13 protein-coding genes are annotated in these 16,489 nt (G+C 68.5%); 6 read left to right on the plus strand and 7 right to left on the minus strand.

Going from position 1 to position 16,489, the window contains the following annotated elements; translation table 11 throughout:
* The first annotated feature begins 57 nt into the window (after positions 1 to 57).
* Entirely contained in the window at positions 58 to 891 is an 834-nt protein-coding gene (locus VZL07_RS07730; protein WP_426754717.1) for a metal-dependent hydrolase, read from the plus strand.
* A 229-nt stretch (positions 892 to 1,120) separates the two neighbouring features.
* Here the strand turns inward: VZL07_RS07730 and VZL07_RS07735 are convergent, their stop codons facing one another.
* Positions 1,121 to 2,272: a hypothetical protein gene (locus VZL07_RS07735; RefSeq protein ID WP_426757253.1), complete on the minus strand. Its 1,152-nt coding sequence runs from the start codon at positions 2,270 to 2,272 to the stop codon at positions 1,121 to 1,123.
* 431 nt (positions 2,273 to 2,703) lie between these two features.
* Entirely contained in the window at positions 2,704 to 3,693 is a 990-nt protein-coding gene (locus VZL07_RS07740; protein ID WP_426754718.1) for an AraC family transcriptional regulator, read from the minus strand.
* 61 nt (positions 3,694 to 3,754) lie between these two features.
* Here VZL07_RS07740 and VZL07_RS07745 point away from each other — a divergent pair, with 61 nt between their 5' ends.
* Positions 3,755 to 4,744 carry a quinone oxidoreductase family protein gene (locus VZL07_RS07745; protein WP_426754719.1) on the plus strand — a complete coding sequence of 330 codons (990 nt, stop codon included), beginning with the start codon at positions 3,755 to 3,757 and terminating at the stop codon, positions 4,742 to 4,744.
* 1,676 nt (positions 4,745 to 6,420) lie between these two features.
* Here the strand turns inward: VZL07_RS07745 and VZL07_RS07750 are convergent.
* Together VZL07_RS07750 and VZL07_RS07755 are read right to left on the minus strand one after the other, a co-directional pair.
* On the minus strand, positions 6,421 to 8,307 hold the full coding sequence (locus VZL07_RS07750; protein ID WP_426754720.1) for a chloride channel protein: 1,887 nt from the start codon (positions 8,305 to 8,307) through the stop codon (positions 6,421 to 6,423).
* The gene (locus VZL07_RS07755; RefSeq protein WP_426754721.1) at positions 8,294 to 8,833 is read right to left on the minus strand and encodes a MarR family winged helix-turn-helix transcriptional regulator; all 540 of its coding nucleotides are present in this window, start codon (positions 8,831 to 8,833) and stop codon (positions 8,294 to 8,296) included. Before VZL07_RS07755 ends, VZL07_RS07750 begins: the two co-directional genes overlap by 14 nt.
* Before the next feature lie 532 nt (positions 8,834 to 9,365).
* Here VZL07_RS07755 and VZL07_RS07760 point away from each other — a divergent pair.
* Both VZL07_RS07760 and VZL07_RS07765 read left to right on the plus strand, forming a co-directional pair.
* Entirely contained in the window at positions 9,366 to 10,007 is a 642-nt protein-coding gene (locus VZL07_RS07760) for a TetR/AcrR family transcriptional regulator (protein WP_426754722.1), read from the plus strand.
* Entirely contained in the window at positions 10,004 to 10,543 is a 540-nt protein-coding gene (locus tag VZL07_RS07765; RefSeq protein WP_426754723.1) for a GFA family protein, read from the plus strand. The genes VZL07_RS07760 and VZL07_RS07765 overlap by 4 nt, the downstream gene beginning before the upstream one ends.
* Positions 10,544 to 10,603: 60 nt before the next feature.
* Here VZL07_RS07765 and VZL07_RS07770 read toward each other — a convergent pair whose 3' ends face one another.
* A complete protein-coding gene (locus VZL07_RS07770) occupies positions 10,604 to 10,855 on the minus strand; it encodes a hypothetical protein (RefSeq protein ID WP_426754724.1) in 252 nt (83 codons plus the stop codon).
* Positions 10,856 to 11,089: 234 nt separating this feature from the next.
* On the opposite strand from VZL07_RS07770, the gene VZL07_RS07775 reads away from it, so the two are divergent.
* The gene (locus VZL07_RS07775; RefSeq protein ID WP_426754725.1) at positions 11,090 to 11,674 is read left to right on the plus strand and encodes a class I SAM-dependent methyltransferase; all 585 of its coding nucleotides are present in this window, start codon (positions 11,090 to 11,092) and stop codon (positions 11,672 to 11,674) included.
* 268 nt (positions 11,675 to 11,942) lie between these two features.
* Here the strand turns inward: VZL07_RS07775 and VZL07_RS07780 are convergent, their stop codons facing one another.
* Together VZL07_RS07780 and VZL07_RS07785 are read right to left on the minus strand one after the other, a co-directional pair.
* Positions 11,943 to 13,301 (minus strand): endo alpha-1,4 polygalactosaminidase, encoded by a 1,359-nt coding sequence (locus VZL07_RS07780; RefSeq protein WP_426754726.1) that lies wholly within the window; start codon positions 13,299 to 13,301, stop codon positions 11,943 to 11,945.
* A gap of 442 nt (positions 13,302 to 13,743) precedes the next feature.
* Positions 13,744 to 15,267, minus strand: a complete 1,524-nt coding sequence (locus tag VZL07_RS07785; protein ID WP_426754727.1) for a hypothetical protein — start codon at positions 15,265 to 15,267, stop codon at positions 13,744 to 13,746.
* 310 nt (positions 15,268 to 15,577) lie between these two features.
* Between VZL07_RS07785 and VZL07_RS07790 the strand changes: the two genes are divergently transcribed.
* The gene (locus VZL07_RS07790; RefSeq protein WP_426754728.1) at positions 15,578 to 16,216 is read left to right on the plus strand and encodes a protein phosphatase 2C domain-containing protein; all 639 of its coding nucleotides are present in this window, start codon (positions 15,578 to 15,580) and stop codon (positions 16,214 to 16,216) included.
* The last annotated feature ends 273 nt before the right edge of the window (positions 16,217 to 16,489 follow it).

The raw sequence follows: 16,489 nt of genomic DNA on the forward strand, positions 1-16,489 counted from the left end.
CCCTATTCCTCGTCCTCCGGCCGCGGCCCCGGTGGCCTGCCCTTCCACGAGGAATCGATGACGCGCGTCCTTCGCCCCTTCGCTCCGCTTCTGCTGGCGACACATCTGCTGGGCGCCTGCGCCCTCTTCGGGCCCATGCCCACCACACCCACCGCTGCCCAGCAAGTCCAGGCCACGCCCTCAAACCGTCATGAGCCTTCCGCGCCCCTCCGGGTGACGTGGCTAGGACATGCCGCATTCGAGGTCGTCTCCCCAGGCGGCACGCGGCTGCTCATCGACCCCTGGGTGAAGGAAAATCCAAAGACACCCGCCGCCTGGAAGGAGCCGTCTCGCTACGCGACGGAGAAGCCGGCCGCCATCCTCGTGACACACGCCCACGGAGACCACGCGAGCGACGTTCCGGAGCTGGCGCAGATCACGGGCTCGCTCATCGTCAGCACCGGCGAGCACCTGCGCGCGATGAAGATTCCGGAGGAGCAACAGCACAGCGTCAACGTAGGCGGGGGCTTTCATGTGGGCGACGTGCGCGTCGACGCTGTGCCCGCGATGCATTCGACGGACCCCGGTGGACGGCCGCTCGGGTACGTCCTCACGTTCGCGGACGGGCGCTCGCTCTACCACACGGGTGACACGTGGATGTTTGGCGACATGTCACTCATCCAGGAGCTGTTCCACCCAGACATCGTTCTGCTCGCAGTCGGTGGTGGACGGTGGGCGCTGGACCCACGCACGGCGGCGCTCGCCATCCGCAAGTACTTCCGGCCCTCCATCATCGTCCCCATGCACTATGGAACCTTCGAACCGCTCGCGGAGGAGCCCGAGGTGCGCGCCGCGTTCCCCGATGACGCCCGCGTGCGCATCCTCACCCCGGGCCAACCCGCCGCGCTCTGAGCACACAGCTCAGCGTGGTGCTGGAGCGCGCTTCACCCCAAGCTCGCGCCTGAGAATTTGACCGAGCGGCCGTTCCCCGTGCGCGCGCCGCGGCTCCGCCGCGCACCGTACTCCCGCGTCACGTCCGTCAGCAGCGCGTCCTTGCTCCCGAAGGAAGGTTTCCCTCAGGGCCCGCCCTGAATGCACCACCGCCCGGCTCACGTGAGAAGCCGGGCAGTAGCGGGGAGGATTAGAGGCCGTCGTGGTAGCAGAAACCGTAGCCGCGGTCGAAGCCGCCACCGGCGAGCGCGTAGCCGACGTAACCCAGCTCATCGCCCGGGCCACACTCGGAGCGGGCGCGGTGGTAGGGGTAGCACTCGCCCTTGCCGTCGCGGTTCAGGTCGACACACACACCGCGCGCGCCCTCGGTGCCGCAGAACTCAGCGAACTCCAGGTTGCAGGTCTCGCCAATCAACGCGGGGTCGAACGCGAAGCCGGACTGTTCGAGGACGGGCTGCTCGACGCACAGGCCGTACACGCCACAGATGGTGCCGGAGGGACAGCCGGGGTTGGGTGCCATGAAGTCACACGTCTTGAGGCACTGGGCGTTCTCCGACAGCAGGTCGGTGCAGGCGAAGCCCTGCTCGCAATCCGTCGAGGCCAGTTCGTGCTCGCTCGCCGCCTCGGTCTTCGTGCAGGCCTCTCCCTGGACCTTGGTCCCCAGCGCGCGCTCCAGCGTGCCGTCGGAGGCTGCGTAGTCATCCGGGACGCAGGTGGTGTCCGGCAGGTTCGCCGTCAACGAGCCCTGGCGAGGGTCGCACCCACCCTGGCGCACGGTGTTCCACGTCGCGAAGCGAATCCACCGGCACTCGCCCCCCGGAACCACCGCGCTGCCCCAGTACGGCGCGTTGAGGGGCGGGGCATCCACCGATTCGCGCAGCGTCACATTGGCCAGCGCGCCAATGGTCTGCTGCGGAGACACCTTCACCGCGAGCAGGAGCGTTCCCGCGTCGGCGACGAAGAACTTCTCCATGGGTGAGCCCTCGTCCTGATAGCCGAAGACGCAGCGATCACAGGCGAAGGTGTTGCCTCCGCCCACGGACAGGTCATACAGGCCGGGCGCCGTGTTCACGTCGAGGCGGATGCGCGCGGGGTCCGCGAACGCCGGGTCACCCAAGCTGTTGAAGGTGCCGCGGTACGTCGGCTGCGGCGAGTACATCGCTGGCGTCAGCCCGATGCCGTTGGCCAGCTCCCCCATCGTGATTTCGGTACAGCCCTCGGGAGGTTGGAGCTTCTGCGCCTGCGCCTCCACGGCCTTGATGGCTTCCTGTTCGGGCGCCGGCTCCTGTGTCTCCTGGCCACAGCCAACCAGACCTGCCAGCAGCACCGCGCTCCACTGCATTCCCTTCACGTTCGCTGCCTTATGAAGCGGGAACGACATGTCGTGTCTCCGATTCCTCTCAGACGATGTCTGAGTTGCTTTGCCCGGACGCGCCGGGACCTGGTGAACGCTGATTCACGTGATGGAGGTGAAGCAGCGCCCCGGCCGTCGACTGGCGAGATGGAGGTTCGAGATGCAGCGATGTCGGCCTGCGCAGCAGATTAGCGAAATCCAACTGAGAATATCGCTCTCAGAATCCGCTAATTCACAACCATGTCAGACTTGAAGGAAGTGGGCCGGTGCAATGGAGCTGAAAAGAGCCGCTGAAGGGCGACGCACGCGCCATGCGCCGGGACGGCAGGTTTGGAAATGGGGACAGTGCCGAGTCGAATGGTGTATCGCGCCATGGCGCGCCCCAAGCCAGTCCGGCCCCACGATGCGCCGACTCCACCTCACGTGTCTTTCACCGCCGCAGCTTCTCGTTGTCGGAACGCACCGGGCGTCACGCCCACGCTTCGCTTGAAGGCCTTGCCGAAGGAGCTCTCCGTCTCGTAGCCCACGGCGCGCGCCACCTCCGCCATCGACCGGTGCCGCTCCCGCATCAAGCCCATGGCGCGATGCATCCGCCACCGGGTGAGGTACGCCAGCGGCGCTTCTCCCACCAGGGAGCGGAAGCGTTCCGCGAACACGGAGCGGGACATGCTTGCGATTCGAGCAAGTCCCTCCAACGTCCACGGTGCTTCGGGCTTCTCGTGCATTCGCTGCAACACCGCGCCGATGCGCGGGTCCACCAGCGCGCGTAGCCAGCCGTTCTCCCCGGAGGACGACGCCATGTGCGCTCGGAGTGCCTGCACGAAGAGCACGTCGGCGAGCCGGCCAACCACCGTCTCGTAGCCTGGCTGCTTCGCCTCGATTTCGGATGCCACGAATCGCAGCGTGGACTCCAGCCAGCGTGGCGTCGACTCCGCGTCGCCCTTCACGTGCAGCAGCGTGGGCAGGTGCCTGATGAGCGGGCTGTGCGTCTCTCCCTCGAACGTGAATGAGCCCACCACCAGCGTCACCGCGGCGCCCCCTCCGCCATAGTGGAGAAGGCCTCCACAGCGCATGTGGCCGCGCGTCGCGTACACCTCCGAGATGGGGAGCGCCCGTGTGCCCTTCCTGTCTCGGAGCACGAAGCGCACACCCGCGGGGATGAACACGAAGTCCCCTCCCGCCAGGGACAGCTCCTGGTCATCCGTGGACAGCAGACAGCTGCCTCGCATCACCGCGTAGAAGAGCGGGAACGGACACCCGTCGACACGCATGCCCCACGGCGCGGTCATCTCGTAGCGGGCGTCCACGCGGCTTCGCAGCCGCACGCCACGCAGCGCATCCGCGAGGACGTCCATCCCCGGCGGCTGGGTTCCGGACGATTGGACGAGAGAAACGGACTTCTGGCGCATGTTCGTCCTTTCCACGAGGACTATAGGTCCAGGCGCATCCTCACTGGGGAGACACAGCGCCATGAAGGCCATCCAATTGCGCGAGTTCGGCAGCCCCGAACAACTCCGTCTCGAAGAAGTGCCCGTGCCGACGCCGGGCGACCACGAAGTCCGCATTCGGGTCCATGCCGCCGGGCTCAACTTCACAGACCTGGGTCAGCGGGAGGGACGGCTGCTCGGCACGCCTCCGCTGCCCTTCATTCCGGGGCTGGAGGCAGCGGGCGTCATCGACGCGGTGGGCGGTTCGGTCCAGGGTCTCGCGCCGGGGATGCGAGTCGTCGCGCTCCTCCCCAACCAGGGAGCCTTCGCGGAGTACGCACTCGCGCCCGCGTCGGCGCTGCTACCGATCCCAGCGGCCGTGTCCTTCGAACAAGCGGTGGCGCTGCCCGCGCAGGCTCCCACGGCCCTGCTCGGTTTGCGCGTGGGCGCTCGTCTCCAGGCAGGGGAGTCCGTCTTCATCCCCTCCGCCGCGGGCGGGGTGGGCACATTGCTCGTGCAGCTCGCCAGGAAGCGAAGGGCGGCGCGGGTCATCGGCGGCGCGAGCAGTGAGCCCAAGCGTGCCCTCGCGACACGGCTCGGCGCGGACGCGACCGTGGACACCACGCAGCCGGACTGGCCCGCGCGAGTCCGGGAGGCCACGGGTGGACTTGGAGCGGATGTCGTCTTCGTCTCCGGAGGGGCCGAGGCTGGTGCGCGTGGCCTCCAAGCCCTCGCGGCCCGGGGCCGGCTGGTGCTCTTCGGCGCGGAGAGCATGTTCGACTCCCAGTGGAACCGCGAGCAGATGATGGGACTGGTCGCCCAGAACCAGTCCATCGTCGGCTTCGCCACCTTCACACTCCCCTTGGAGGAACGTCAGGCGGCGCTGCGCGAGGCGCTCTCCCTCGTCGAGGTTGGCACCCTCCAGGTCGTCGTCGGGCAGACCTTCCCCCTGGCGGACGTGGCACGAGCCCATCAAGCCCTGGCGGCGAGGGCGACCACCGGCAAGGTCATCATCCGCGTTGCCAGCCATTGAGGGACTGTGGATGTTCGGCGCACCCGTAATGCCTGGAGTCAATCCGCCGCCCGTCACCACTGCGGGCTCGAACGGGACGGTGGCGGCCACCGGCTCCAACACCTTCGTCGTGGGACGGACAGGCAGCCCGGCGGGCGCTGGTGCATCCGCCCGTTCGGACGCGAGGGCGGGTCTCTCATCCGCTTGCTCACTCCAACCCCACCCGGCATGTGACGGGGAATGGCCTGTACAGCTTCGCCCTCCTGCCAGAGGGGAGAGACGGCACGGACTCGCGTCGACCCGGCACCCCACGTATGGCTTTGCCCCGGAGTTGCGGCTGCGAATGCGAGAGACGGACCGCTGGGGACGCATGTACGGCGGCGTCCATCGGTGGCGACCTCGTCGTGGATGCGCAGGGCAACATGGTGACGTCGGGCAAGTTCAGCCATGAGACGGACCCGGGCGACAGCCCCCTGAATCCCTACCAGGCTGGCCAGGAGTGCACCTACGTGGCCAGCTACGGGCCCGACGGCAGCCACCGTTGGTCTCGAGCCGTGGGAGACGGACTGTCGCCGACGCTGCTGGGCCTGAACCCTTGGGTGAGGTGTTCTTCCTTGGCCTCCTCGAGGAGCTGGAGGTCATCCGCGTGGCTCAGACGGAGGACCCCTCTGAAGATGGGGGATTCGCCCTCCTCGTGAGGCTGTCGCCCTGAAGCCCACCCTGTCCTCCGGGATGGGGGCCTACATCCCGAACCAGTCGTCCCCCGACATGAGATTCAGGACATGGGCGGCAACAGGCTCCACCACCTCCTTGTGGCTGCGGGATGGGAGGGACTCCCGCACGAACGTGGAGCGAAGTACGGTTACGGGAGGCGCGGAGCGGCTGCCCACGCCCGCGAAGCAAGCCCGGCCCCCTCAGGAGAAATGCGGTGGCTGCGGGACGCGCTGTGGCCTCCTTTGCGCACCGCTCAGAGGCAGTACGATGTCGGGTAATAACACTCGGACACGTTCGTCGAGTACCAGGTCCCGTAGATGCAAATCTGCTGACGGCGTCGGGTGGCGGTCTGCGTGCAACACCCATCCCGCACCCATTGGGTCGAGTTATGGGAACAGGCGGCCGCCGTCACGGTGCCCTCCTCGGCCTGGGGCGGAACAGCCTCCCCGGAGTATGGCGCGAGCTCGGGTGACACCTCCGCCCCTGGCATCTCCCCCTCAGCACCGCATCCAGCGACCAGCGCACTGACTCCCACGAGCATGGCCAGCATGGGCATGGAATGGAATCTCAAGAGGCTGCTCCTTTCGCATTTGGCATTGCGAGGCTTAGCGTGCCCCCCATCTGGATGCGAGGGTGAATGCACAGACGGTGCTCGCCCCTGGACACTCTTCCCGGAGTGGAAACATCCACGGCCACGGTGGCATGGCCTCTCCGTCTGGCTTTTTCGGGAATCATGACTGGCGGGTCGCGCTTCTCCCGCGCGCAGGTCACTCATGGGGCAGTGGGAACGTCCACCTCGCCGCGGGCAAAGAGGAAGGGCCTCCCGCCCGCGAAGTGGTCGTGCTGGGGGACTTCAATGCTTCCACGCAGAACGAGCACGGCATGCCATCGCCCGGGGGGCACCGCCCCCCGGACGGCAATGGGGCTGGAGCTTCAACATCTCCCCCGCCTGCGCTCGGACGCGGCCTCTGCGTCCGTCGGCTTCATGCCGGCTGCGGGCCCGTCCGCCGTGGGCCTCCCACACCGCGCTCCATTCTCCGCGAGTCCTCCAGCCTCCGCCGGTTGGCGCCGAGCAAATCACTGCGGGTGAGGATGCCCACGACGCGCGTGGGCGCGTCGCGGTGCACCACCGGCAGCCGGCCCACGCCCTCCTCCACCATCAGGTCCGCCGCCTCGCGCAGCGAGCTGTCCGCGTACGCCACCGCCGGAGGACGCTTCACCAGCTCGCGCACGCGCCGGCCCGTGGCGTCGCGGCCGTCCAGCAGGTCGCGGCGGGTGACGACACCGACGAGCACCCCGCCAGCCACCACCGGGAAGCCCTGGTGCGTGGTGCCCGCCGAACCGGAGGCGAGCCACGCGCGCACCTCTTCCAGCGGCCGGTCCGCCTCCAGCGACACCACGGGCCTGAGCCCCACGTCGCGCACCAGCGCCTGTCCCAGCGCATCCACGCCGTACTCGGTGAGGACGCGCCCGCCGCGCCGGGCCAGCTTCTCCGTCATGATGGAGTGGCGCATCATCAGCGCGGACACGAGATACGCCGCCGCACAGCCGCCCAGCAGCGGCAGCAGCCCCATGGGCTGGCGCGTCGTCTCGAAGGCGAACACGACCGAGGCCAACAGCGCACGGGACGCCCCCGCGAAGATGGCCGCCATGCCCACCAGCGCCGCCACGCGCACGTCCACGCCCAGCCCCGGCGCCAGGTGCGTGGCCAGCAGCCCCAATCCGGAGCCCAGGCCACCGCCCAGCGTGAAGAGTGGCGCCAGCGTGCCGCCCGAGGTGCCGCTGCCCAGCGCCACCGACCAGGAGATGAACTTCATCGCGCAGAAGAACAGCATCGCCGTGCCCACGAAGCGGCCGGAGAGGATGTCCTCGATGTTGATGTAGCCCACGCCCAGCGTGCGAGGGGAGAAATAGCCCACCACGCCCACCACCACCGCGCCCAGCGCTGGCCACCACATCCAGTGCAGCGGCAGCTTCTCGAAGGCGTCCTCAATGGCATACACCGCGCGGGTGACCAGCATGGAGGCCACGCCCACCGCCGCGCCCAGCACCACGTAGAAGGCGAGCGCGGCGCCGCTCGGGGGCAGGAGGTCCGGCATGGCGAACGCGGGCGCGCCCCCCACGAAGGCCATGCGCACGCCCGTCGCGGTGGCGGTGGCCAGCGCCACGGGGATGACGGAGCGGGGCCTGTACTCGAACAGGAGCAACTCCACCGCGAGCAGCACCGCGGACACCGGCGCGCCGAATGTCGCCGCCATGCCCGCCGCCGCGCCCGCGGCCAGCAGGGCCTTGCGCTCGTCCGCGGTGACGTGGAGCAACTGCCCCACCAGCGAGCCCAGCGCGCCGCCCGTGGCGATGATGGGCCCCTCCGCGCCGAAGGGGCCGCCGGTGCCGATGGCCACCGCCGACGACAGCGGCTTGAGGAACGTCATGCGCGGCGGGATGCGGCTCTGATTGTAGAGCACGTTCTCCATCGCCTCGGGGATGCCGTGCCCGCGGATGGCGCGCGAGCCATAGCGCGCCATGAAGCCGACGATGATGGCGCCCACCACCGGCACCACGATGACCCACGGGCCCAACGTGTTGTCCGCCGGGGACACCGGCGCGGTGCTGAAGCGGCCGAAGAAGGCGATGTTGGTGATGAGCTCGATGAGCGAGCCCAGCGCCTGCGCCACCAGCCCCGCGGCCAGCGCCAGCACCACGGCGATGGCGCTGATGAACACCACGCGCCGGTCCACCGACTCCATTGCGCGCGGCGTGCGCACGCCCGCGAGCGCCGGCCCCATCGACGGGGCCACCGGCAACGTCTCCCGCGCCTCGGGGCCGCTGCCCTGGCCCTCCTCGACGCGCTCCACTTCAGGCCGCTCCATCCACCTTCTCCTTGCGCCGCCCGCGCGGCTTCGTCTCTTCCTCGAAGAAGAGCGGCGGCGAGTCGCCGTCCAGCCCCAGCTCCGACACCAGCGCGGACAGTCCGCGCGCCAATCCCTCGCGTACGCCCGGCTTCAGCCTCCGCAGCCCGGCGATGAGCTGGGCCTGGGCCATGGGCGGCGCCTCGCGCAACAACGCCCGGCCCGCTGGCGCCAGCGACACCTCCACCCGGCGGCCGTCCTCCGGCGAGGGCCGGCGCGTGACGAGCCCCCGTTCGATGAGGCGCGCCACCACCGCCGACACGCTGCTCTGGTGCGTGAGGGTCTGCTCGGCCAGGGTGTTGATGGAGCAGGGGCCGGCCTCCGCCAGCCGCTGCAGCACGAAGAGCTGCGCGCCGCTGATACCCACCAACCGCTCGGACGCTCGGGCCGAAACGCGCAGGAGGCGCACCAGACGGCGGATGCCGTCCATCACCTCTCGCACCTCGCCCTGCTCCGCACCTGCGACCTGATTTATATGGGAGCCCATGTAACTTGAGCGGAAGGTACGCGCGGGGTGTGCCGGCCGCAATCAAAACGCGTGGTGCCGGCCAGGCGGACAGGCGCCTGGACTTCCCGCGTGAATCACTCGGCCTGATGGGGGCGTAGGCTCCCGCGAGCGGATGCCAGGCAGTGGAGCGCCAGACAGTCGACAAACCCCACTCACTGCGGGCCACCGCCGCGGTCCTTTGGAAGCACGCCCCCGGATGCCCCCTGACCATGCGTGAGCCCATGGCAATGACGACGTGGCTCTGCTCGTCCACCCGTTCGTGAAGGCTGACGCTTTCGCGAATGATGTTCGCCCCGGGGTACGCGCACGCGAAGCGCGCACGGGACCCGCTGCTCGCGGCGCTGCATCGGTGGGGCTGGCGGCGCACGATGGGCGGGTGCGCGCTCCTCCACGAGGGGCTCGGGCGCATGCACACGCTGGAAACGAGCGTGACTGCGCGGCGGACTGCGGACGGCCTCCCCAATGTCACCGGGCTTGCGCCTATACCGACCATACGGTATGCCGCCTCCATATGCCCCGCCCGCCGAAACGCGCGCCTGAACGAGGCGATGCGAGGACCCGACTCCTCGAGGCCGCTCGCGAGACGATTCGCACCAAGGGCTTCACCGCGACCTCGGTCGACGAGCTCTGTCAAAGCGCCGAGGTGACGAAGGGCTCGTTCTTCCATCACTTCAAGAGCAAGGAAGCGCTCGGCGTGGCAGCCGCGGAGCACTGGGCCGAGACGACGAGCGCCCTCTTCGCGGGCGCGCCCTACCACGCCCCCAGCGACCCACTCGAGCGGGTCCTGGCCTACGTGGCCTTCCGCAAGTCATTGATCGCGGGAGACCTGGCTGAGTTCACCTGCCTGGTGGGCACGATGGTGCAGGAGGTCTACGCGAGCTCGCCGGACATCCGCGATGCCTGCGGCGCGAGCATCCTCCGCCATGCCGAAACGCTCGAGGCGGATATTGGCGCCGCCATGAAGAAGCGGCGCATCGCAGGGGGCTGGACGGCCAAGAGCCTGGCGCGTCACACCCAGGCGGTCATTCAAGGCGCCTTCGTTCTGGCCAAGGCGGGGAACGATCCCGCCCTGGCACGCGAAAGCCTCGATCACCTCGACCGGTACATCCGCCTCCTCTTCGGCTGCCCCCTCAAGGAGAAATCACAGCCATGACACAGCCCTCTCAGCTTCACTGCGCCTGCGGACAGGTCCATCTCCAGGTGGAGGGCGCCCCCATCGTCAGCGCTGAGTGCTGCTGCACCAGCTGCCGTACGGCAGGCACCCGGCTGCAGTCCCTCCCCTTGGCCCGACAGGTCCTGGGAACGAATGGCACCACGCGCTTCGTGCTCTACCGCAAGGACCGTGTCCGCTTCCTGGAGGGCACCGGCCAGCTCAAGGAGTTCCGCCTCACGCCTGAGGCGAAGACCCGCCGGGTCGTCGCCTCCTGCTGCAACACGCCCATCTTCCTCGAGTTCGAGAGTGGCCACTGGCTCAGTCTCTATGGAAGCCTCTGGCCCACGGGGACGCTGCCCCGGCTCGAGATGCGAACCATGACAGGCGACCTTCCGGCCGGCGTGGTGCTGTCCGACGATGTCCCGAACTACAAGACGCACTCGGGGTTCTTCTTCGTCAAGCTGCTCGGTGCGTGGCTCAGGATGGGATTCCGCAGCCCGAAGCTCACCTTCATCAACGGAGCGCTCCAGGCCTGACGCTGAGGGCATGCTCGCGGTTGAGCACGCGCCCTCGGAAAACAACCTTGATGCTCGCCGCTATCGCTTGTTGACGAGATAGCGCAGGGCCGAGATGAGGCCGGAGAAGCGGAACGAGGGGTCGATGTACCGCTCGATGACGTAGAAGGCGAAGTAGTAGGCGCGACAGAACGCCCAGATGGCGAGGCCGAGCAGGAGCAGGATGCGCCAGTCAGGCAGCTGCATGAGGATGAGCGCCGACGCTACCAGGCCGATACCAACGAAGAGGAGCGCCTTCACCCACATCCATCCGTGCGATTGCAGGTCCCGCATGCGCGAAACCTACACCGCGTCGGAGCACTCGGGCAGGGGCAGGAGCAACACATGCGCAGCTCCATCTCTCGGCCCTCCAACAGGCGAGGTGCTGAACCTGGCGCAGCCCCTCCCCACAATGCGCTGCCCACGCGCGTGAAGCGCCGCTCCTGGAGCACGCGCAGCGAGGCCTCGCTATGCTTCTGGAAAGGGCCGCGCGTCGCTTCACACAACCGGCCGGCACGAGGACAGCGAATGGACGATGATCGCTCCGAAGGCTGGGAAGAGATCGCCGATCGATTCATCGCCGCACGCTCACGAATCGGCGCCGACCTCGTCCAGGACTGGGCCAGGCGCCACCTGCGCGCGGGCGACGTGGTGCTGGACATTGGCTGCGGCTCTGGCGTGCCAATCGCCGAGGTGCTGCTCGCGGCGGGATTTCGCGTCTTCGGCGTCGACGCCTCCCCCACGCTCGTCGCGGCCTTCCGCCGGCGCTTTCCCGCGGCGGAGGCGGCGTGCGAGGCAGCGCAGGACAGCGTGTTCTTCGGCCGCCGGTTCGATGCGGCCGTGGCGATCGGCCTCATCTTCCTGCTGAGGCCCGAGGCTCAGCGTGCCGTCATCGCCCGCACGGCACGCGCTCTCGCGCCGGGCGGCCACTTCCTCTTCACCGCCCCGCGCCAGGCCTGCGGCTGGACCGACACGCTGACCAACAGGCCCTCGCACTCGCTTGGCCTCGATGCCTATCGCGAGCTGCTCGACCAGTCCGGCCTGCGCCTCGTCGCCACCTATGCCGATGAAGGGGACAATCATTACCTTCACGCAACGCGCGCCCCCGGCTGATTGCCGGCAGATGTCCCGGAACGGCAGCTAGAACTTTTGCGAGGGCTGAGCGCGCCCCCCCTCGCGCGGGAGCATGCAAGCTCGCCTCCTCCGGTTCGACGCCTTCACCTCGCAACGCCGCGCCGGCAACCCGGCCGCCGTGCTGCTTCTGGGAGCTCGCCCAGGGAGGCGCGCGGGTGCTTGCGGGTGGGCGGCTCACACGGACGGTGAGGACGCAGCCGCCACCGGCGCCCCCCACCCATGGAGGAGCGCCGGACGGCCGGAGCTGCTACTGCGGATCCCACCCCGCGTTCACCGTCATCTGGTCCAGCGCACGCACGGTGACGTAGGGGACGAAGCCCGCCGCGCGCGAGCGGGTATAGGCGTCCGCGACGTGAGCGGCCTGGGTGGCGTAGTCGGTGGAGAGCACCAGCTTGCCGGCCGCGCGGACCCGGGCGGCGTTCGTCCGGTTCTCCTCGCACCAGCCTTCGTCGCAGGGGTTGTCGTCGGACCAGTACATGTCCTCCATGCCCAGCCCGTCGATGGCGGGCAGGTAGGCGGGGTCATCCACCAGCTCCGGGGAGTTCTGCGGCATCACCTTGAAGGCCGGGTTGCGTGCCTTGGCGTACTGGCTGATGCGCTCGATGAGGGCCACCATCTTCCGCGCGAGGTCGGCGCGATTGGTTCCCGCGGAGTTCGCGGGAATCTCCTCGTACGTCACCACCATGTCCAGGTAGCAGCCGGTGAAGCCCGCGGCGAGCGCCTGGTCGATGCGGCCCTGGACGATGGGCCACCATCGCTCGTCCCAGTACTTCACGTACTGCTCGTTGGGCCAGCCGCCCACGGGGCCGAGCTTCAGGTCGTCAGGTACCTGGGACCACTCGGGGCGGTAATTCTCGATGGCGCCAATCTCGAAGTACGCGAGCACCTGCTTGCCCTGGGCCTTGAGCGCGGTGATTTCGGCAGCGGTGAACCAGTCATCGTAGCCGTCGCGCGCCAGGTCGACGATGGCGAGGTCGAACTTCGAGGCCGCGATGGTGTCGAGCTTCCCCTGGGGATAGTTCGTGAGCTGGTAGGTGAAGCTGTTGACGCCCTCCCACCCCAGGGGCGTGCCGGCGTCGGTTCCCGTTCCCGCGTCGGAGGGTGTGCCCGCGTCGCCAGGAGTCCCCGCGTCGCCGGGCGTGCCCGCGTCCGAGGCGGCGACCTGGATGCGCACCACGAGCAGGTCCAGCAGCGACGCATCCGCCGTGGACGTCGTGCGGTAGCGCAGCTTCACCGGGCCTCCGCTGACGAAGCGCTGGGGAGACGTCAGCGCGAGCGACGTGGCGGTCCACGTCCAGGACTGCGCGAAGGTGTTGTCGCCCACCAGCACCCAGGCGCCCCCCTCGTAGTCCCACGCCTCGAACAGCCAGCGCATCTGCGACTTGTGGGGCCCTCGATAGTTGATGCCCACCTCGGCGGCGATGACGTCGGCGGCGCCCACGTCCGAGGGGAGCGCATACGTGCACGTGGCGGAGCTGCCGGGCGAGAACTCGACGTACTCCGCCCAGCGGTCCTGCGTACCCGACAACGTCTGCGTGTGCAGCCCCTGGACGGTCTGTCCCGAGCCAATGTAGCCACTCGCGACCTGGAGACTGGCGCACGTCAAGGTTCGCGAATCCGCGAGGACAGCCGCGTCCCCGCTCCGCTCCGCGCTGTCCGCGCTTCCGGAGGAACCACCACAGGCGAACAGCGCGATGCACCACAGACTTGTCCACCCTACTACCGCGACTCGCATGTGCTCTCCCTGTCGCCGAAGCCAGGCCCGGCCCTGATGTCGATGCGCTCGGCGAGCGCGGCGGGCTTTACCGTCAGACGCGTGGAATCAGCAACGCGAAGTGACGCGCGACACGCGAAATTCATCCATGGGCTGGAACATTCGTTTCTGTCTGTGATGGGGTCTGGCCTCTGGTGGAAATTTGAAGCCCGCATGGGGAGGCGTGCGCCATCCCCTCACACGCCTGGCCCGCTCCGACGAGGACCTCCACCGGCCTGAAACACAGCTCGGACGGCCCCCCTCGATAGAGCCCCTATCCGTCAGATGCTCCTCGTCACTGATTGGACAGCGCGGTTCGAAGACTGTCGAGGAGATAGGAGTTGAGCTCCTCGCTCGACAGCTTCGGCTCTGCCCTGAGCCTGGCCCGGGCGAACTGCCGCCATTCATGCATCTCACGCGGCGTCGGCTGGCGGGACATGTCCGCGGGCATGCCTCGATAGGCGTGGAACAGGAATTCGTAGGCCTCTCGGATGAAGCGATCGATGTTGAGCTCCGCGGGCTTGCTCATGCCCGTCAGCTCGTTACGCACCGCATCGCTGATGGCGTACTTGAGCGTCTCCGGGGTGAGCTCCGGGTCGTCCTTCAGCTTCTCCGCCGCGAAGGCGCGCCAGCGCTGCAGCTCTTCCGACGTGGGGGCGCGAGACGTCCCCAGGTAACAGAGGGACACCCAGCCAATGGCCTCCATGATGTAGCGATCGATATGGGCGGGGGACAACGTCTCCACGCCCAGCGCCTGCGCCCGGATGGCGTCGGTGATGGCGTTCCGGAGCTCCTCCGGAGCCACCTTTGGATTCTCGGCGAGCTCCGCGTTGGCGAAGGCGCGCCAGTGCGCCAGCTCCGCCGGGGAGGCGTGGCGCTCGCGGCCCTCGTAACACAGCGACACCCACCTGACGGCGTCGTCGATGAACCGGTCGATGTTCTCGGGCGACGTGGAGTCCGTGCCCGTCATCTTCGCGCGGAGGGTATCGGTGATGGCGTACTTGAGCGCCTCCGGAGACATCTCCGGGTCCTCCCGCAGCTTCTCCGCCGCGAAGGCGCGCCAGTACGTCATCTCCGCCGGCGTGGCGCAGCGCTCCTCGCCCTGGTAGCAGAGCGTGACCCACTTGACGGCATCCTCGATGAATCGGTCGACGTTCTCCGGTGACGTCGAGTCCATCTTCGTCACCTTCGCCCGCACCGCGTCGATGATGGCGTACTTGAGGTCCTCCGGCTGGATGTCGGGATTCTCCCGCTTCTTCTCGGCGGCGAAGGCACGCCACTGGCGCATGTCATCCTCGGTGGCGGAACGCGCGTTGCCCTCGTAGCACCAGCTCACCCAGCTGATGGCTTCGCGGATGTACAGGTCGATGTTCTCGGGCGTCGCGACATCCAGTCCGTCCCGCTGGAGCCGCAGCTCGTTCGCGATGGCGGAGCGGACCTGTTCAGCGGTGATTTTCGGGTCCTTGGCTCGGAGCTCACGCGCGAAGCCCAGCCACTGGGACCGCTCCGGCCCGCGCGGCCACCGGTCGCCCTGGAAGGTTTCCCGGTAGGCCTCGTCGATGCAGCGCGCCAGCCGTTCGTCGGTCAGCACCCCCAGCAGCGAGGGAAGGACCTCCTTCGCGTGGGCCGCCTGCTGCACGGCGGTGGAAGGGCCCAGGGACTCGGTAGCGTAGTAGCGGGCGGCCGCGACCGGCGCGGCCCCCTGTGCCGAAATCACCGAGCCGAGCAGGTCCACGAACGCGCGGGCGGAGCGCACGTCCGCCACGGCGCTAGCATTGGACACAGCGACAGAAGGCAGACGCTCACCAATCCTCGTCATGAATCCCCCAGGCGACTGAATGCTCATCGCCTGGAGGGGTTAAGAGGCAGGGCCCGAGGGCGATAGGCCCTTTTTCGGAAATTGCCCCGGGCGGCCCTTCCCCGCGTCAGCGCCGCTGGCGCAGCGCCGGGATGTTGAGCAGTCGCTGCTCCCACGTGCCAGACAGATTTCCGTCCACAGCGCAGCCATGACGAGCTTCTTCCGGCCCATCGCCTTCATCCAGCCGATGTCCCGGCCATCCCAAGCGTGGCATGGAAGACCCGCCACAGCGCCGTCGATGGCATGAGAAGGTCCTTCAGGAGCGCGGCACATGAGCGATTTCGACACGGCGTGGCATGTGGAACATGCGGGCACAACGGGGGCGGACCGCGTGCTGGCCCTGACGCGAGGTGACGCGACGGTGCTCGTGGTGGCGGATGGGGCGGGGAACTCACGACGTGGCGCCGAGGCCGCGGAGGCCGTGCTTCGTGGCGTCCAGGACGCCATGGAGGCCGGGACCGACGTGGAATGCGCGGAGACCTGGCGCGACGTGCTGGTGCGGTGCGACGCGGAGCTGGTCGCCTCGGGACAGGGTGGTGAAACCACCGCCGTGGTCACCTGTGTCACCACGCGGCAAGTGGTGGGGGCCAGCGTGGGGGACTCGGAGCTGTGGCTGTTCCAGGGGGGCGAATCGACCGCGCTGACGGAGCATCAACACCGCAAGCCCCTGCTCGGCAGCGGGCTGGCGCGGCCCGTCGTCTTCGAGCGCGAGTGGCGAGGCGGTGTGCTCCTCGGCGCGACAGACGGGCTGTTCAAGTACGTAGACCTTCGCCACATCCAGGAGCGTGTGAGCCTCGCCGACGCAAATACCGCGGTGCTCGCACTGGCAGCGATGCCTCGACTCGCGAGCGGCGCGCTCCCGGATGACGTGGGTCTCGTCCTGTGTCGCCCGAGCGCTCCTCGCCCCTGATTCCGTTCTGGCACTCGCAGGGGTGTTCGCCATGAGCGAGGTCATCCGCTTCTAAAGCGGCACCAATGACCACGGCGGGTGCTCGAACTTCGCTCCATCCCCACTGCGGCCGCAGGGCAGGACCTGGCCCACCAGCGAGCACTCCTTCCAGGCCAGGAAGTTCGAGAACATGCTCGGCCGCATCCCGATGGACCTTCGTCAGGAGCTCCGCGCATGGCAGGAAGCAGGCGGCGCAGCCACTCCCCACCACTCTCGGCCCCCTCCTCAAGCAGG

Origin of the sequence: Pseudomyxococcus flavus (assembly GCF_050038885.1) — a bacterium.
Taxonomy (GTDB): Bacteria; Myxococcota; Myxococcia; order Myxococcales; family Myxococcaceae; genus Myxococcus; species Myxococcus flavus.